Below are 16,836 nucleotides of genomic sequence, written 5' to 3' on the forward strand. Positions count from 1 at the left end.
ATGTCAATGCGGTTATCGTTTGAAGTCCAACCTTATTTCACATTCACCAGCACCTTAATCACTGCTGCACCGGAAGGTAGTTCCTGTAAAGCTTTTCCGAGGATCTGGCCATGTTGCACTTTTTTCGGATCGGCTTTCATGGCATAACCCTTCCTGCTGGAAGTAACGAGCAGGTCGCCCCGGCGGACGGGTCCGCCTTCATCGCAAACTTTGGTGGGGATAACGCCCACAACACCCATTGGCACGAGGTCGTTGATATCGTCCACACCTTCGCGTTCCGTCAGCAATACGCCGGGTTTGGTGGCATACACCCCCGCAACCAGCGAGGAGTAAGCTTCGGCGGACTTTTCCATTTTGCGGTCGCTGCTGGTGGAGATCACTAATACATCTCCGGGCTCATATTCATGGATCGTTCCTTCCACATCGAATGCTTCCGCAATGTCCGCACCACTATTTTGCGTGCCGCCATTAAAGAATCCGCGACCGGCGGAATTGATGCGGGCCACGTTTACCGAACCGGGATTACCTGATCTGAAAACAGCAATAGACCCATTGCTATGTTGTTCCACCGTCAATACCGGATTTGTATTGGCAGTATTGTAATTCACGAACCTGGCTGCGCGGCCGCCACCGAAGTTGGGAATCCATGCATAGATTGCGGAACCCGTACCATCGGCAGTTGCTTCCACGCCGTCACCGGTGTTGGAGGCGTTTGCCGTTATCCCGTTACCGTTACCATCGGCGATGGCGATCAGGGCAGGGCCATTACCGGCCGGGTTGCTGGCATGGAACAATCCTGCATAGCCACCGGTCCCGGAAGATATCCCGTAAATACCAGCCGTCCCGAAGTTGGCGAACTGCGAGTTTACTTCTCCACGTACCGCGGCTTTCGTACCCGTCACACGGTCTACCATGAAATTACCGGCGATACCATTCCCGACTGTTGTTACGGTGATAGCGTCACTGGTATTGTTTTCATTGAAAATGTTGAATCGTCCCGCGCGGCCAGTTGCAAAGGTGGGAACCCATGCGTACAGAGCATTGCCAGCCCCGTCGATATTCGCTTCGATGGCGTTGCCGTCTTTGCTGGCATTCGCCGTTATGGCGTTACCGTTACCATCCTGGATGGCTACCACGGCGGGGCCGTTGCCGGAGACATTGCTGGAATGAAACAAACCGGCGAAGCCGCCCGTTCCGGAAGAAATCCCGAAGATGCCCGCAGCTCCGAAGTTGCCGAAGATCGTTTTTACTTCGCCTCTCACTGCAGCGGCTACGCTGTTGTTATTATCAACCAGGAAGGACGCGGCGTTACCCTGCGTATTATCCGGGATATTGCCGTTACCGTTGGTGTGCACTTCCAGCGTGTTGCCGGTGGTATTGGTCTGGTTGAAGTTTTCGAATCTGCCCGCGCGGCCGGTACTGTTGTTCAGACCCACCTGCCCGAGCACGCCTACAGCAGTTCCTGAGGTATTGGTAGCGATGAATCCCCGCACACCATATCCGCCGCCATCATTACGGCCCACCACCGCTCCGGCGATGTCGCTGGTGGTACGACCCACCACGGCTTCGCCGCCACCGTTGTTATCACCCACCACACCGGCGCTCGTTTGCGCGCTGGTAATGCCATGTACACCAAACCCCGCCACGGTCGAAGCTCTAACGCCCGCGCCGTTCCCGGTCGTCGTCACGTTTACAACTGTGCCATTCCCTACGGAGTTAACCACCAAAGCGTTATTATTATTGGCGTTGTTGAAAATACTGATAGAAGCTGGTATACCGTTGTTGCTCGTAGCCTGCAGGCCTGTTCCGGTATTGCTGTTGGCATAAACGCCATATCCATTGGCGGATGCGTTCCCATACACGCCCAATCCATTGGGTGTGTTGCCGTAAACGCCCCAGCCGGATCCGTTTTGCGATCCGTATACTCCTACGCCTAAACCGCCGGTACCATTATTAATACCACGCACCCCTGCGGAAAAACCTCCGGGAGATGCAGAGGAAACAATCCCTCGGATGCTCGTGATATTACTGGTGGTCGTGTTGTTCACACCTTCTATCGATGTGCCGTCGCCGTTATTGGTAATGGAAAACAGCGTGGCCGGATCGTTTTCCACCGTTGCATAGGGAAGCGTAAGCCCCCCGCCACCGGCGTTATCGGCAGACGGCGCCCATTCTGTACCGGAGAATTTCAAAACCTGTCCCGCCGCCGGAGCCGTCACTGACACCGGGATCGTTTGCAACCTCGCCACGGCGGGGTTTGGATAGGTGCCGCTCAGATCACCGCCCGCAGCGCCGTTCGGAGGCAAACTGGCGGGGATCACACCCGGCGCCAACTTGGGTAACGTAATGGAACCATCCGCTACCTGTGCCGTATTCACTGCATTATTGGCGATCGTTGGATTAGGATAAGTACCGCTCAGCGATCCGCCGGCTGCCACCCCATTGATATCTCCGGCAGGTCCCGCAGGCCCGGCAGGCCCGATCGGACCAATCGGCCCGGCAGGTCCAATGGGCCCCACAGGCCCCGTAGCGCCATCCGCACCGGCAGGTCCGGCAGGCCCAACTGGTCCCGCTGGTCCCGCTGGTCCGGCAGGCCCTACAGCACCCGCAGGCCCTACAGGTCCTACAGGTCCGGCAACGCCGGCAGGTCCGGCAGGCCCAACTGGCCCTGTTGCACCGTCTGCACCCGCGGGCCCTACTGGCCCCACAGGTCCGGCAACGCCGGCTGGTCCCGCTGGTCCGGCAGGCCCTGTTGCACCCGCAGGCCCCACAGGTCCGATCGCACCCACAGGCCCGGCTGGACCGGCAGGGCCCTGCGGCCCGGCGGGTCCGGGATTCCCGTTAGCGGCGAACTGCGCAAACGGTACAGACATCAGCTGTGTGGTGCCCAGTGCCTGAAAACCGCCGCCCGTATTCACTTCCACTTGCAGGAACTGGTTGGCGTTGCCCCAGGGCACACCGGCGAAAGTGCCCGTAACGGGTGTTCCGCGCCCCAGCTGCAAAGTGAATAACCCAATGGCGTTGGTAGCTGTATTATGTGTTTCCTGGTACTGTACGGCGCCGTTCGGCCCGCCGCCCCGGATGGAGAAACGGACGCTCACAGCCTGGTTAGCCAGCACGGAGCCATTGGAATTGCGGGCTACCGCCTGGTAGTTGATACCCGACAAGCCGTTTTGCGCGTAGCCGGCAAGGGTGGCCGACAGTATAAAGAAGAGGAGATATAGTGTTTTTTTCATGGTGCTCAGTTTTTAGGTTGGATAGGCTTGGCTTTGGCAGGTACCGGCGCCGTAAGCGGCGGTTCGGTGCCTTGCGCGCCTACATCGAAGGGTTTGGCTGCAGATTTGGCGGATGATGTTTTGTCTTGTTGTGCAGCCTGCGCGCCGGATGCGGCACTGGGAAGCTTGGTGGCGGCAGGCGGCGCGGTTATGTTCGCCTTACGCGCGCCAGCTGTATTGCGGGGAATCCCCCGCCTCCGTTGGAACCGGGGAAGATATGCTGTTTCAACGCCTGTGGCGACGACAGGGTGGCTTCAATGGGTTTGGGAGCCGAAACCTGGCCAGCCCTTACCCTGCCGATTGCCTGGTCATAGTCGCTGAAGATGCGATGGCGAATGCTCTGTCCTTCGCCCGCTTTTCTGGCGTCCTGGGCCCGGGTGGTGGCTGATGCGCCCAGCAGGAAAATGATCAGTATGAATAACTTGTTCATGACGAGTGCTTTATCAATGAATAGAAATGGGTTTTATTATCTGTTATCCCTGAAGGGTGTATACATGAGCGTGAAGTTCATGCTCTTCCGCTGCCGGATGCTGCCGCCGGTGGGGATGAGGTAGGCGAAGTCGAGCTGGAAGCCCTGCACGCGCACACCGAATCCGGTGGAGAACTGCTGGCGGTTTCCTTTGGCGGGATCTTCATAGAAGTATCCCGTCCGCACAAAGAAGTTGCTCTGGTAAGCGTACTCGATGCCGCCTGCGAAAGAAAACTCGCTGATCTCCTCCCTGAATCCCCCCGGCGCATCGCCGAACGAAGTGAAGATGGATTCGACGACACTGCGGTCGGGATCCTTGCCTTTCTCGATCTCGTTGGTAGGCATGCCATCTTGGTCGAGTTTGTAGGTGGGCGGGGTGGGGACGAGGAGTTTGTTGACGTCCGCAGCGATGGTGAACTTATGGTCTTCCGTTCTCACGAAGGTGTAGCCACCGCCGATGCGGATGTTCATGGGCAGGAAGGTTTTGGTGTCGCTGGCGTCGGTATAGGACAGCTTGGTACCGATATTGGTGAAGCTGATGCCCCATGCATACCGGTTGTTGCCGTCGATATGGTCTGCATATCCCTGGGAGTAGAGGCTGATATCCCCTGCCACTGCGGAGGCCGGCTTTTGCAGCTGCCCGTTGTAGGTGCCGTTGCCAAGCTCGCTGCGGATATACCTGCCCGTTACGGCGAGGGCGAAAAGGTTACCGAGCTTTCTGCCATAGGCGAGGTCCACGGAGTATTCCCTGGGTTTGTACTGCTGGAGAACGGTTCCGTTATCATCCCTGAAGGTGACGTCACCGTAATTGAAATAACGGACGGCTGCGCCCAGACTCTGCTGTCCGCCCCATGTTTTGAAACCAGAGATATAGGCCATGTGGGTCTTTTTATCGAGGAGGTCCCACATCCAGGGTGAGTAGGACACGCTTGCGCCCCATTCTCCCGCGAAGGGGAGCTTTGCGGCATTGGCGTAGATGGCGTTTGCATCGGGCTCCAGCCCGGTGACGGCCCCGCCAGTGGCGCTGCTCCTGGCGTCGGGGTTGACCATCAGGAAGGGGGCGCCTACGTTGAGCGGCTGCTTAGCTGACTTCTGTGCCATCAACGGGCGTACCGCCAGCAATCCCGCCAGAAGGAGGATGGTATTCAAATGCTTCATGGTATACCGTATTAGGCTATTGAACAATAAGTTTTTCGGTGAAGGTGAACTGGTTGACCTTCAGGATAACCGTGTAAATCCCCGCCGCGAGCTTGTCGACGGACGTGGGAATGACGACCTTTCCAGGCGCATAATCCCTTACATCCTGGTAAATGACCTGTCCTGCGGTGTTCATGAGCAGGAAGGAGACATTGGCGTTGGTGAGGAGGCTGAACTGGATCTTGAAGGTGGTCAGTGCCGGGTTTGGAAACAGGGAGAAGTCGAGCACGGGCATGCCGCCGGGTATAAGCGGCGGCAGGATCTCTGGCTGCTGGAATCCCTGTGTAAGGAGGATGGGCCCTGCGGACAGGGGGAGATGGCGGCTTCTCCGATGGTATAGTCGAAATGGATACCGCCAACGATGCCTGATCCGCCGGAAGTGGAAGTTACGTGCCTGACCAGCACGAGTTGCGACCGGGCAGGCAGCCACGAGATGGCCAGGAACATGGCCAATAGGAGGTGTTTAGTAGAAAAATGCTTCATAAAACAATGGTTATGTGATGGTTCTGGAAAACGGGGTAATGATTGCCGGGCATGCCGGAAATGAAGCGCAAAGCGATCTGGTAATGACGGGTTCCCTTCAGTGCGGTCTGGTTGATGCTATGCTGCTATTCCCCGGGACATTTTTTGGCGCCCGGTAATGGTTACTGTATAAACGGTTCATGTACAGTGGACAATGGGCCTCTTCAGCTCTCACAGGGTGTAAAACTAGAAAAAAATCCGCCCGGTGAACGGGTTAGCGGAATCTGTTTCATTTCTGGCGGTTTTGGACGGATAAGCGGTGAGATTGGAAAAAGGGTAGTTTTTAACAATTTGACAAAATCAGACTGCTTTATTTATTGATAGAAATTGATTACCTTTGCCCCCCAAATTGCATTACTTATAGTCATTTTACTTTTATGGCAGACTTAAGATTTCAAAGAAACTTTGGTATTGCGGCGCACATCGATGCCGGTAAGACCACTACCACAGAGCGTATCCTGTACTACACAGGCAAGACGCACAAAATCGGTGAGGTTCACGAAGGAGCCGCTACCATGGACTGGATGGCCCAGGAGCAGGAGAGAGGTATTACCATTACATCTGCTGCTACCACTTGTTTCTGGAATTTCCCTACCAACCAGGGTCAGAACTTGCCGGATACCAAACAGTATAAATTCAACATTATTGATACACCGGGCCACGTGGACTTCACTGTGGAAGTAGAGCGCTCCCTGCGCGTACTCGACGGTCTGGTAGCCCTGTTCTGCGCCGTATCCGGTGTGGAGCCCCAATCCGAAACGGTTTGGCGCCAGGCTAACAAGTACCGCGTTCCCCGTATCGGTTTCGTTAACAAAATGGACCGTTCCGGTGCAGACTTCCTGAACGTGGTGAAACAAGTGAAGGAGATGCTGGGTGCAAACCCCGTTCCCCTGACCCTGCCCATCGGCGCTGAAGATCACTTCAAAGGCGTGGTGGACCTGATCACCATGAAAGGTATCATCTGGGACGAAGCCGGTAAAGGTGCCACCTACCAGGAAATCGACATCCCCGCTGATATGAAGGAGGAAGCGGAAGAATGGAGAGCTAAACTCGTAGAAGCAGTTGCTGAATACGACGATACCCTCATGGAGAAGTTCTTCGAAGATCCCAACTCCATCTCCGAAACTGAAATCCACGAAGCGATCCGCAAAGCCACCATCGACATGGCTATCATCCCCATGATGTGCGGTTCTTCCTTCAAAAACAAAGGTGTGCAGAAAATGCTGGACGGCGTTTGCCGTTACCTGCCCTCTCCCATGGACGTTGAAGCTGTAACCGGTACCAACCCCGACAATGGCGAGGAAATCACCCGCGCCCCTTCGGCTAAAGAACCCTTCGCTGCCCTGGCGTTCAAGATCGCTACCGATCCCTTCGTAGGCCGCCTGGCGTTCTTCCGGGTTTACTCGGGCCATCTGGACGCAGGTTCTTATGTGCTCAACACCCGCACCGGCAAAAACGAGCGTATCAGCCGTATCATGCAGATGCACGCCAACAAGCAGAACCCGATCGACTTCATCGAAGCCGGCGATATCGGTGCTGCTGTAGGTTTTAAAGATATCAAAACCGGTGACACCCTCTGCGCGGAAAACCATCCGATCGTTCTCGAATCGATGTCTTTCCCCGAGCCCGTAATCCACATCGCCATCGAGCCTAAAACGCAGGCCGACGTTGATAAAATGGGTATGGCTATCGCTAAACTGGTGGAAGAAGATCCTACCCTGAAAGCGAAAACCGACGAAGAAACCGGCCAAACCGTATTGAGCGGTATGGGCGAGCTTCACCTCGAAATCATCGTTGACCGTATGCGTCGCGAATTCAAGGTAGAAGTTAACCAGGGCGCTCCCCAGGTGGCTTACAAAGAAGCGTTCACCCAGAAAATTGAACACCGCGAAGTGTTCAAGAAACAAACCGGTGGTCGTGGTAAATTCGCCGACATCCAGGTGGAAATCGGCCCTGCGGACGCAGAATGGCTGAAAGAAAACGACGGCAAATCCTTCCAGTTCGTGAATGATATCTTCGGTGGTTCCATCCCCAAAGAATTCATTCCGGCAATTCAGAAAGGTTTCGAGCAATCCATGAACAATGGCGTTCTCGCTAACTTCCCCCTGACTTCCCTGAAGATTCGCCTGTTCGACGGTTCTTTCCACGCGGTGGACTCCGACGCAATGTCCTTCGAACTTTGCGCCAAATCCGCCTTCCGTGAAGCCGGCCGTAAAGCGAAACCGGTGCTGCTGGAACCCATCATGAAAGTGGAAGTAACCACCCCCGACCAGTACATGGGCGACGTAACAGGTGACCTCAACCGTCGTCGTGGTATGCTGGAAGGTATGGAATCCCGCAACGGAGCACAGGTAATCAAGGCGAAAGTGCCCCTGAGCGAAATGTTCGGTTATGTAACCCAACTCCGCTCCCTGTCTTCCGGCCGTGCAACTTCCATCATGGAGTTCTCTCACTACAACCCCGCACCGAACAACATCGCCGAAGAGGTGGTAGCCAAGGTAAAGGGCAAAGTGAACGCCTGATCAGCCACAAGTTGATAGATAGAAATAAGAAAAAGGGCCCTCCGGTATTCCGGGGGCTTTTTTCATGCTCCCATCCTAACCCCCCACCTTCCTGCGCCAGCCTTTCCTTCCGGCATGTATAACCACACTTACCGTTAAACGCACGCCTGTACCGGCGTTACGGCTTGGTTCAGCCATCTGTAAGCCATCTTTGAGCTACCCCTGAGCTACCTATGAGCTACCCCTTTATAGGGGAGGCTCAACCGTGGCTTAACCGTATCTCAAGGGTATCTGATAGGTATCTCAACCCTACTGTAACCTACTGCCAGCAAAGGTTTAATAGGGATGCAACTATAAATAACCCGCAGCGGGCAACCCGATGGGGGTTTGGAGATAGCAACGCCTGGCCAATAGTACGCATACAAGTTTGCATTGCTCAGTCTGTATGGTTGGATTAACAGGACTGCTGTGTTGCCGGTGGATGGAAGCGCCGGCCCGCGTTGCAGGTATATGTAACTTTTATATGCAAGGATCGTTTTATATGCAAGCACGTATTTGTGCCAGTGCCGCTTATTTTCAAACCCCTCAAAACCATCGCTTATGCTCCACAAACCCCTCGTGGCCGTAACCCTCACGGCCATCACGATCCTTTTTGCCTGTAAAAAGAAGTGCTGCGATCCCGTCATCCCCTCAACCTTCCAGCACCGGTCCCTCAATGATGTGCAGGTGAAAAACCTGCAGTCGTTCCATCTCGACGTCGACGGTGACAAGACCCACGAAGTCTACTTCGCCCTGGGTGTTACCGGCGGCGCCGAAGGCATGCGCGGCAAATTCTTCGCCGCAGGCATCAATAATGCAAAGTTGCTGGTGAAATCGGATTCAACCGTATGCCTCCAGCCCGCGGAAGCCATCCCCACCATCCCGGCGCATCCCCGCGACTGGAAAGGCATGGAATCCTACCTCGTGGAAGCCTTCATCCCCGCCGCCACGCCGGGCGATACCGTGTGGACCGGCGCCTGGTTAAGCGCCAGCCGGAAATTCATCGGCATCCAGTTCAAGAAAGATCAAACGGACTACACCGGCTGGATCTGCCTGTCGATGGACCGCACGAACCTGGCCCTGGTGCTGCATAGCTGCGCCTGGAGGGAAATGCATGAAGGAGAATTGCACGCGGGGCAAACGCCCTGATGGCTAATTAGGATTATTGATCTCGATGATGCGGCCGGGGCTCGCGTCTGTACAGATGTATACGCGGCCGTAGGGCGATACGCAAACATCCCTGAGCCGGCCGTAGCGGTTGGTGAACCAGCTCGCTGTGGAAGCAACGCTTTGCCCGTTGGACGAAAGTTTCAGCTGGTAAAGCGTTGCGTTTTTGAGGCTCACCAGCAGTAGGGAGTTCTTCCAGCCCGGGATCCGGTCGTGGTTATAGAAATCCAGTCCGCAGAGCGCGAAGGTGCCGTCTCCGGTAGACCATATCGGCGGTTTGACGTTGTTCGCGTCGCAGAAAGTCTGTTCCCCGCCGTTGCAGGGCCCCTGGACGTTCGGCCAGCCGTAATTCCGGTGTTTCTCGATGATATTGACTTCGTCTTCCGTATTGGCGCCGTGCTCGGAAGCATAGAGCGTGTTGCCCACGAAAACCAGTCCCTGCGGGTTGCGGTGCCCCAGGCTCCAGAGCGGGCTGCCTGCCACGGGGTTATCGGCGGGAATGGCGCCATCGGGCCGGAGCCGGAGGATTTTCCCGCTTAAAGACGCGGGATCCTGCGCTGCATCTGCATCCGCGGCGTCTCCGGTGGTAATGTAGAGCAACCCGTCGGGCCCGAACTGCAGGCGCGATCCGTTATGGATGCCCGCGGCGGGGATATTGTCAATAATAACGCGGGCAGCGGACAGGGCGTTGTTGCGGTATTCATAGCGGACCACTTTTTCGCGGTAAGGCGTGCCGTAATTGTAGACCACGAATACGAAGGGGGAATTGTTGAAGTCGGGGTGGAGCGCCATGCCGAGGAGGCCGCCTTCACCGTTGGAGACGATATCCGGGAGCGTCAGCAGCGGGAGCACTTCTCCTGTTTTGGGGTTCACGCGGCTGATGCGGCCGCCGCGTTCCGTCATCCAGATGAAATTGTCGGGGCCCCAGAGGATTTCCCAGGGGCGGTTGATGCCGGCATTCACCACTTCCCGGACTTTATCTGTCGGCCAGTCGGGATCTTCGGGTAGATCGGGGTTGCCGGGCGTGGGGGTATTCTTTTTGCCGCAGCCGCCGGTGGCGGTGATCAGCAGGAGGAGCAACAGGGCGGGGAATGTTGTTTTCATGGACCTGGTTTTAGGAAGAACTGTGGAAACGGCTGCAAATTGTCTGCCAGTCAAAAAAAATCGCCACGTATTTCAACCTTTTCACAAACGGGATGTTAAGATTATGTTTATTGTATTCATAATCAGGCATATCCTATCTGTCCCCACCTGTAATTTTTTGGCAAGCAAGCAATTTCATCAAAACCTCATATTATGAAGAAAGTCGGTTACCTGGCTCTAATGCTCACGGGCATGCTGTTCACATCCCAAGTTCAGGCACAAACCCAGAAAGGAAACATACTCGTTGGCGCCAACCTGGCTAATATCGGCGGTACTTTCCAGGACGGGGGAGTACATTCAGTCTGAACCTCACGCCAAAGGCGGGTTGGTTCATTAAAGACGATATTGCGATCGGTCCGGAGGTAAACCTGGGGCTGTTGACGGGCAACGGTTCTACCCGTTTCAATTACGGGATCGGGGCTTTTGGCCGGTATTATATTAAAGACAAACGGATTGAGCTGTTGAATAAGACCCGTTGGTTTCTGGAAGCCAATGCGGGTTTCAATGGAGTAAACACCAAGGCGAGCAATGTGGCGAGCACGAACACGAACGGGTTGGGGCTGGGATTTGGTCCGGGGCTGGCTTATTTCGTTACTCCCAACATTGCATTGGAGGCATTGTTGAAATATAACCTGACGGTGGGTTTCGGCAGTTCGGTGACAGCGCATAATGTTGGGCTGAACCTTGGTTTCCAGATTTATTTGCCCAGCGCCAAAGCGCGGCAGACGATCCGGGAAACGAAGATGGCGAAATAGTATAATACGCTGAATGTCAATAAATAATGCAATCCTTTAGCAGGGGCTGGTATCAGTTTACGCTGTTGCCGGCCCCTTTTTCGTTGGCGGGCTGGGGGAGTTCGAAGCGGATGAGGATTTTGTGTTTGGCGGTGGCGGGTTTGCCGTCGAGGATGGCGGGGATCCAGCGGGGCATTTTTTCCACGATGCGGATGGCTTCTTCTTCCAGGCCGTAGCCAATGGCGTCGCCGGTGGTGAAGGGGTTGGCGACGGCGCCGTTGGAAAGCACGGTGAATTCGACGGTGATGATGCCGGAGATGCCTGCGGCGCGGGCTTCTTTGGGGTAGCGGAGGTTTTTGCGGATGTGGTAGGCGAGGGCTTTGCCGCCGCCGTTGAAGGTGGGCATGTTGCTGACTTCGGGGGTGGGGACGTCGTAGGGTTTGCGGAGGGTGTTGCCGAGGTGGAGGTTGAGGGGGAGATGGAGGCGGAGGGGGATGGGGCGGTCGGCCAGGTAGGCAGGGCGCCAGAGGGGCATGATGACGAACAGGTCGATAACGGCTTTATCGAGGCTGCGGAAGCCGGGCTGGCGGATGGTGAAGTGGGTGATGCGGCCGTCGGCTTCCACGAGGAAATCGACGTGGACGGTGACGGTGGTATCGTTGCGGAGGGGGATGTAGGGGATTTTGAGGTTGGCGTTGATCCAAATCGCCATGTTTTCGGGGCCGCCGGGGAACTGGGGGAGCTCATCGGCCTGGAAGGCGTCGAATTCGGCCTGGCGGGCGGCGGCGGAGTCTTCCGGGTAGGATTGGGCAAAAATTGTTTGGGAGAGGGAAAAAAATAGTATGAGGAGGCGGAGGTGCATATGAAAGTGGAATTGACGGGTGTAATGGATTGGGTATAAGAGCGTTAGTTGGATGAAAAGAGGCCTGGGCAGAAGGGTGCCGGCCACTAAAACTAGGGAATGGCGGTGAAAAAGTCAATGAGTGGGGGAAAATATCCTCAAAATTTATTTGTGGGGATAAAAAACTTAGTTACCTTTGCCCTCCCAAATTGAGGGGTAATAATAGAAGAAGTTCATTGCATATGTCTCAGAGAATTAGAATCAAGCTGAAGTCCTACGATCACAACCTGGTAGACAAATCTGCCGAGAAGATCGTTAAAACCGTTCGCAACACGGGCGCCGTGGTAACAGGTCCTATTCCTTTACCGACCGAGAAGAAAATCTTTACGGTGCTGCGTTCTCCGCACGTGAACAAGAAAGCGCGTGAGCAATTCCAGCTGTGCACCCACAAGCGCCTGTTGGATATTTACACGTCTTCTTCCAGAACCGTAGATGCGCTGAGCAAGCTGGATCTGCCTTCTGGTGTTGAAGTGGAGATCAAGGCGTAGGAGAGAAGGGACCTCAGCAAAGGTGGGCAATATGGCCCGCCTGAGGTATTTTATGACGACATCATTAAATACAGGCTACGCCTTCCGGGTAGCCGCCCAATAGCATTTAAACCGCTCATCCTGAGGATAGCTAGAGATCCCTCAGGCGCTGGGCTAAATTATATAACAAATGAAAGGTATTATTGGTAAAAAGATTGGCATGACCAGCATCTTCGAGGCCAACGGCAAACAGACCGCCGTTACCATCATCGAGGCCGGTCCCTGCGTGGTTACCCAGGTGAAATCCCAAGACACTGACGGGTACAACGCTGTTCAGGTTGCATTTGGCGAAAAGAAAGCCAAAAACACTACAAAAGCTGAACAAAACCACTTCGCGAAAGCACAAACCTCCCCTAAACGTTACGTTACTGAGTTCCGCAATCCGGATGCTGCCGTGGCTAAAGCCCTCGGAGAGACACTCACCTGCGATATTTTCGCTGAAGGTGAGGTTATCGACGTTGTGGGTACTTCCAAAGGTAAAGGTTTCCAGGGTGTTGTAAGACGCCATGGTTTCTCTGGTGTGGGTGAAAAAACGCACGGTCAGCACGACCGTCAGCGCGCTCCGGGTTCCGTGGGTGGTTCCTCTTATCCTTCCCGCGTATTCAAAGGTATGCGCATGGCGGGCCAGATGGGTGCTGAACGCGTGAAAGTGAAAGGGCTGAAGATCGTTAAGATTTTCGCTGAGAAAAATTATATCCTGGTAAGTGGTTCCGTTCCCGGCCACAATGGTTCAATCGTTTTAATCCAGAAGTAACATGCAGATCGATATTTTAAATATAGAAGGTAAGAAAACCGGTCGTACCATTGAGCTTCCCGAGGAGATCTTTGGCGTTGAGCCGAACAATCACGTGATTTACCTCGCCGTGAAACAATACCTCGCCGCACAGCGTCAGGGTACCCACAAGGTTAAGACCCGTGCCGAAGTAAAAGGTGCTTCCCGCAAGCTGCACAAGCAGAAAGGCACCGGCGGTTCCCGTAAAGGTAACATCCGTAACCCGCTGTATAAAGGTGGTGGTACCATCTTCGGTCCCAAACCGCACAGCTACGACATCAAACTGAACCGCAAGGTGAAGGATCTGGCGAAAATCTCCGCCCTGTCCGTAAAAGCGAAAGAGAACTCCATCATCATCGTGGAAGACCTGAAGCTGGACGCTCCCAAAACCAAACAGTTCAAGAGCATCCTCTCCAACCTGAACATCAATGTTGAAGGCAAGAAAACCCTGGTGGTGCTGCCCGAGTACAACGATAACGTATACCTGTCACTGCGCAACATCCCCACCGTGGATTCCACCGTGCTGAGCGACGTGAACACTTACGAAATCATGAACTCCAACTTCCTGGTGTTGACGGAGAGCGCAGCCAAAATCTTCGCTGAAGACGAGACTGTGGTAGAAGCTTAATCAATTCAATCAACAAGGCCGGTTTCAGTCCGGCGAACTATAAAATAACTAACAGATGAAACTGTCTGATGTTTTAATCAAACCGGTGATCACGGAGAAGGTAAACAAGGCGACTGAGAAGTTCAACCGCTTCTACTTCATTGTTGACAAGAAAGCCAACAAACTGGAGATCAAGAAAGCAGTAGAGGATTTCTACGGTGTGTCGGTAGCAGAAGTGAACACCATGGTAATGCCCGGGAAAAACAAGACCCGTTTTACCAAAGCCGGTTTTATCTCCGGCCGCAAGCCTTCTTTCAAGAAAGCAGTGGTGACGCTGGCAGAAGGAGAATCCATCGATCTGTATGCTAACATATAATATACCAGTGCCGTTAGCGGCGTAAGCCGTTAACCTGGATGTATATACAGATCAATTAAACAATAGTCTATTAAATCTTAGAATTAAGTAGAAATGGCACTGAAAAAATACAAACCGATTACAGCCGGTACCCGTTGGAAAATTGGTAATGCTTATGCAGAGCTGACCTCCGACACGCCTGAAAAGAGCCTCCTGGCTCCGGCAAAGAGAACCGGCGGTAGAAACGCACAAGGCCGCAGATCCATGCGTTACATCGGCGGCGGGCACAAGAAACAATACCGTATCGTTGACTTCAAGCGCGATAAAACCGGTATTCCCGCAACAGTAAAAACGATCGAATACGATCCGAACCGTACCGCTTTCATCGCCCTGCTGAGCTATGCAGATGGTGAGAAACGTTACATCATCGCTCCCCAGGGCCTGCAGGTAGGCGCGACCGTGAACAGCGGTGCCGACGTAGCTCCTGAAGTAGGGAACGCATTGCCGCTGAAAAATATGCCCCTGGGTACCGTGGTTCACAACATTGAACTGCAGCCTGGTAAAGGTGGAGCCATTGCGCGTTCCGCCGGTGCATACGCGCAGCTGAGCAACAAGGAAGAAAAATATGCCGTATTGAAAATGCCCTCCGGCGAACTGCGCAAGGTACTGAATACCTGCATGGCAACCGTGGGTACCGTTTCCAACTCCGATCACGGTCTGCAATCCATCGGTAAGGCTGGTGCCAACCGCTGGAGAGGTATCAAACCCCGCAACCGTGGTGTAGCGATGAACCCCGTGGATCACCCGATGGGTGGTGGTGAAGGTAAGTCCTCCGGTGGCCATCCCCGTTCCAGAACTGGTAAATACGCCAAGGGTCTGAAAACGAGGAAGTCTCACAAGAGCTCCGACAAGCTGATCATCAGCCGCAAAAACGGTAAAAAACTTTAATAACGTCTAACGCGTTCCCGTTCCGGGTAAAACCGGGACGGGGATGGTAAATAAACATACAACATGGGTCGTTCCATTAAAAAAGGTCCTTACGTAGACATTAAATTAGAAAACAAGGTTCTGAAACAGAACGAAGGCACCAAACGCACGGTGATCAAAACCTGGAGCCGCCGTTCTACGATTACGCCTGACTTCGTGGGTCACACTTTTGCCGTTCACAATGGCAACAAGTTCATCCCTGTTTACGTAACAGAGTTCATGGTAGGTCACAAGCTCGGTGAGTTCGCTCCTACCCGTAACTTCAAAGGGCACGCCAACAAGAAAATGTAGTCATCGGTTTTAAGGTTTCCCGTTTTCGGTTCCGGCTAAAGGAGATGCTGAAAGGACGAAGGAAACAGTCAATGACCGGACGCTGAAACAAGAAACTTAATATCACTCAGAAACAAATAACAATGGAAGCAGTAGCTAAGCTGAACAATAATCCTACCTCCACCCGCAAAATGCGTTTGCTTGCAGACCTGATCCGCGGCCTGGATGTAGAGAAAGCTTTGAATATTTTGAAATTCCATCCCAAACACCCGAGCACTCCGCTGGAGAAACTGTTGCTCTCCGCTGTGGCTAACTGGAAAGTGAAGAATGAAGGAGCACGGGTAGAAGATGCTAACCTGTACGTAAAAACGATCTTCGTTGACGGCGGCCGCATGCTGAAAAGAATGCGCCCTGCTCCCCAGGGAAGAGGGTACCGTATCCGCAAACGCAGCAACCACGTAACACTGGCTGTTGATAGCCGTCCGGTTCAACAAGGTTAAGCAAACTGTAGGAAAAATATATTTAAACTCATAGACAAATAAAACCAGAACATGGGTCAGAAAACAAATCCTATTGGTAACAGGTTAGGTATCATCAGAGGATGGGACTCTAATTGGTATGGCAGCAAGAAAGACTATGCTGGCAAACTGATCGAAGATAACAAGATCAGAACTTACCTCAACGCACGTATCAACAAGGGCGGTATCTCCCGCGTGGTGATCGAGCGTACCCTGGGTAAGCTTATCATTACCATTCATACCTCCAAACCTGGTATCATCATAGGTAAAGGCGGTAACGAAGTGGATCGCATCAAGGAAGAGCTGAAAAAGCTGACCGGTAAGGAAGACGTACAGATCAACATCCTGGAGATCCGTCGCCCTGAGATCGATGCCACTATCGTAGCTGAAACGATCGCCAAACAAATCGAAAGCCGTATCAACTATAAACGTGCCATCAAAATGGCGATTGCTACCGCGCTGCGCATGGGTGCAGAAGGTATCAAGGTGAAAGTAGGCGGCCGCCTCGGTGGTGCTGAAATCGCACGTTCCGAAGAAATGAAACAAGGTCGCGTTCCCCTGCATACCTACCGCATGGACATCGACTACGCTTCCCTCTTCGCCCTGACCGTTTACGGTAAAATCGGTATCAAAGTATGGATTTGTAAAGGTGAAGTACTCGGCAAGCGTGACCTGAACCCGAATGCCATCTCCGACAAAGCTGAAGGCGGACGTCCGGGCGGTGAGCACCGTGGTGGTGATCGCGGCGGCCGTGGTGGTGACCGTGGCGACCGTGGTGGCCGTGGCGGCGAGAGAAGAGGTGGTGACCGTGGCCCGCGCAAATAAGTTGGGCCTGACGAAAATTCATTAACA

The 16,836-nt window shown here is 54.0% G+C and carries 17 protein-coding genes; 11 read left to right on the forward strand and 6 right to left on the reverse strand.

Translation table 11 applies throughout. From position 1 onward, the window contains the following. Positions 1–32: 32 nt before the first annotated feature. From WJU16_RS18345 to WJU16_RS18360, 4 genes are all read right to left on the reverse strand, one after another. On the reverse strand, positions 33–3,236 hold the full coding sequence (locus WJU16_RS18345; protein ID WP_341834903.1) for a hypothetical protein: 3,204 nt from the start codon (positions 3,234–3,236) through the stop codon (positions 33–35). Positions 3,237–3,423: 187 nt separating this feature from the next. Beyond that, positions 3,424–3,705: a hypothetical protein gene (locus tag WJU16_RS18350; RefSeq protein ID WP_341834904.1), complete on the reverse strand. Its 282-nt coding sequence runs from the start codon at positions 3,703–3,705 to the stop codon at positions 3,424–3,426. A gap of 36 nt (positions 3,706–3,741) precedes the next feature. Beyond that, on the reverse strand, positions 3,742–4,902 hold the full coding sequence (gene porV, locus WJU16_RS18355; protein WP_341834905.1) for a type IX secretion system outer membrane channel protein PorV: 1,161 nt from the start codon (positions 4,900–4,902) through the stop codon (positions 3,742–3,744). Positions 4,903–4,918: 16 nt separating this feature from the next. Then, positions 4,919–5,176 (reverse strand): T9SS type A sorting domain-containing protein, encoded by a 258-nt coding sequence (locus tag WJU16_RS18360; RefSeq protein WP_341834906.1) that lies wholly within the window; start codon positions 5,174–5,176, stop codon positions 4,919–4,921. A 664-nt stretch (positions 5,177–5,840) separates the two neighbouring features. Between WJU16_RS18360 and fusA the strand changes: the two genes are divergently transcribed. Together fusA and WJU16_RS18370 are read left to right on the forward strand one after the other, a co-directional pair. Next, positions 5,841–7,985 (forward strand): elongation factor G, encoded by a 2,145-nt coding sequence (gene fusA, locus WJU16_RS18365; RefSeq protein ID WP_341834907.1) that lies wholly within the window; start codon positions 5,841–5,843, stop codon positions 7,983–7,985. 579 nt (positions 7,986–8,564) lie between these two features. Further along, complete coding sequence (locus WJU16_RS18370; protein WP_341834908.1) at positions 8,565–9,152, forward strand: hypothetical protein; 588 nt, start codon at positions 8,565–8,567, stop codon at positions 9,150–9,152. A 3-nt stretch (positions 9,153–9,155) separates the two neighbouring features. Here the strand turns inward: WJU16_RS18370 and WJU16_RS18375 are convergent, their stop codons facing one another. Then, a complete protein-coding gene (locus WJU16_RS18375; protein ID WP_341834909.1) occupies positions 9,156–10,274 on the reverse strand; it encodes a PQQ-dependent sugar dehydrogenase in 1,119 nt (372 codons plus the stop codon). A 416-nt stretch (positions 10,275–10,690) separates the two neighbouring features. Between WJU16_RS18375 and WJU16_RS18380 the strand changes: the two genes are divergently transcribed. Next, the gene (locus tag WJU16_RS18380) at positions 10,691–11,068 is read left to right on the forward strand and encodes a hypothetical protein (protein ID WP_341834910.1); all 378 of its coding nucleotides are present in this window, start codon (positions 10,691–10,693) and stop codon (positions 11,066–11,068) included. 52 nt (positions 11,069–11,120) lie between these two features. On the opposite strand, the gene WJU16_RS18385 is transcribed toward WJU16_RS18380, so the two are convergent. Then, positions 11,121–11,909 (reverse strand): energy transducer TonB, encoded by a 789-nt coding sequence (locus WJU16_RS18385; RefSeq protein WP_341834911.1) that lies wholly within the window; start codon positions 11,907–11,909, stop codon positions 11,121–11,123. Between the two features lie 221 nt (positions 11,910–12,130). Between WJU16_RS18385 and rpsJ the strand changes: the two genes are divergently transcribed. From rpsJ to rpsC, 8 genes are all read left to right on the forward strand, one after another. Beyond that, a complete protein-coding gene (gene rpsJ / locus WJU16_RS18390) occupies positions 12,131–12,436 on the forward strand; it encodes a 30S ribosomal protein S10 (protein WP_012789286.1) in 306 nt (101 codons plus the stop codon). A 169-nt stretch (positions 12,437–12,605) separates the two neighbouring features. Beyond that, on the forward strand, positions 12,606–13,229 hold the full coding sequence (gene rplC, locus WJU16_RS18395; protein ID WP_341834912.1) for a 50S ribosomal protein L3: 624 nt from the start codon (positions 12,606–12,608) through the stop codon (positions 13,227–13,229). A 1-nt stretch (position 13,230) separates the two neighbouring features. Continuing rightward, positions 13,231–13,875 (forward strand): 50S ribosomal protein L4, encoded by a 645-nt coding sequence (gene rplD, locus WJU16_RS18400; protein WP_341834913.1) that lies wholly within the window; start codon positions 13,231–13,233, stop codon positions 13,873–13,875. Positions 13,876–13,930: 55 nt separating this feature from the next. Further along, a complete protein-coding gene (rplW, locus tag WJU16_RS18405) occupies positions 13,931–14,230 on the forward strand; it encodes a 50S ribosomal protein L23 (protein WP_333863295.1) in 300 nt (99 codons plus the stop codon). Positions 14,231–14,323: 93 nt separating this feature from the next. Then, positions 14,324–15,157, forward strand: a complete 834-nt coding sequence (gene rplB, locus WJU16_RS18410) for a 50S ribosomal protein L2 (protein WP_341834914.1) — start codon at positions 14,324–14,326, stop codon at positions 15,155–15,157. 63 nt (positions 15,158–15,220) lie between these two features. Next, positions 15,221–15,487 carry a 30S ribosomal protein S19 gene (gene rpsS / locus WJU16_RS18415; RefSeq protein ID WP_126246772.1) on the forward strand — a complete coding sequence of 89 codons (267 nt, stop codon included), beginning with the start codon at positions 15,221–15,223 and terminating at the stop codon, positions 15,485–15,487. A gap of 122 nt (positions 15,488–15,609) precedes the next feature. Then, positions 15,610–15,966 carry a 50S ribosomal protein L22 gene (gene rplV, locus WJU16_RS18420; RefSeq protein ID WP_126246773.1) on the forward strand — a complete coding sequence of 119 codons (357 nt, stop codon included), beginning with the start codon at positions 15,610–15,612 and terminating at the stop codon, positions 15,964–15,966. A 51-nt stretch (positions 15,967–16,017) separates the two neighbouring features. After that, positions 16,018–16,809, forward strand: coding sequence for a 30S ribosomal protein S3 (rpsC, locus tag WJU16_RS18425; RefSeq protein ID WP_333863302.1), 792 nt, complete (start codon positions 16,018–16,020; stop codon positions 16,807–16,809). Positions 16,810–16,836: the final 27 nt, after the last annotated feature.

This window comes from Chitinophaga pollutisoli, from assembly GCF_038396755.1.
Lineage (GTDB): Bacteria > Bacteroidota > Bacteroidia > Chitinophagales > Chitinophagaceae > Chitinophaga > Chitinophaga pollutisoli.

What these genes read in the sequence shown, in the direction of transcription:
- rplC (WP_341834912.1), top strand. Translation starts at nt 12,606, where the DNA reads ATGAAAGGTATTATTGGTAAAAAGATTGGCATGACCAGCATCTTCGAG.
- WJU16_RS18345 (WP_341834903.1), bottom strand. Translation starts at nt 3,236, where the DNA reads ATGAAAAAAACACTATATCTCCTCTTCTTTATACTGTCGGCCACCCTT.
- WJU16_RS18375 (WP_341834909.1), bottom strand. Translation starts at nt 10,274, where the DNA reads ATGAAAACAACATTCCCCGCCCTGTTGCTCCTCCTGCTGATCACCGCC.
- rplB (WP_341834914.1), top strand. Translation starts at nt 14,324, where the DNA reads ATGGCACTGAAAAAATACAAACCGATTACAGCCGGTACCCGTTGGAAA.
- WJU16_RS18360 (WP_341834906.1), bottom strand. Translation starts at nt 5,176, where the DNA reads ATGCCCGTGCTCGACTTCTCCCTGTTTCCAAACCCGGCACTGACCACC.
- rplW (WP_333863295.1), top strand. Translation starts at nt 13,931, where the DNA reads ATGAAACTGTCTGATGTTTTAATCAAACCGGTGATCACGGAGAAGGTA.
- WJU16_RS18385 (WP_341834911.1), bottom strand. Translation starts at nt 11,909, where the DNA reads ATGCACCTCCGCCTCCTCATACTATTTTTTTCCCTCTCCCAAACAATT.
- WJU16_RS18350 (WP_341834904.1), bottom strand. Translation starts at nt 3,705, where the DNA reads ATGAACAAGTTATTCATACTGATCATTTTCCTGCTGGGCGCATCAGCC.
- rpsJ (WP_012789286.1), top strand. Translation starts at nt 12,131, where the DNA reads ATGTCTCAGAGAATTAGAATCAAGCTGAAGTCCTACGATCACAACCTG.
- WJU16_RS18370 (WP_341834908.1), top strand. Translation starts at nt 8,565, where the DNA reads ATGCTCCACAAACCCCTCGTGGCCGTAACCCTCACGGCCATCACGATC.
- rplD (WP_341834913.1), top strand. Translation starts at nt 13,231, where the DNA reads ATGCAGATCGATATTTTAAATATAGAAGGTAAGAAAACCGGTCGTACC.
- rplV (WP_126246773.1), top strand. Translation starts at nt 15,610, where the DNA reads ATGGAAGCAGTAGCTAAGCTGAACAATAATCCTACCTCCACCCGCAAA.
- rpsC (WP_333863302.1), top strand. Translation starts at nt 16,018, where the DNA reads ATGGGTCAGAAAACAAATCCTATTGGTAACAGGTTAGGTATCATCAGA.
- rpsS (WP_126246772.1), top strand. Translation starts at nt 15,221, where the DNA reads ATGGGTCGTTCCATTAAAAAAGGTCCTTACGTAGACATTAAATTAGAA.
- porV (WP_341834905.1), bottom strand. Translation starts at nt 4,902, where the DNA reads ATGAAGCATTTGAATACCATCCTCCTTCTGGCGGGATTGCTGGCGGTA.
- fusA (WP_341834907.1), top strand. Translation starts at nt 5,841, where the DNA reads ATGGCAGACTTAAGATTTCAAAGAAACTTTGGTATTGCGGCGCACATC.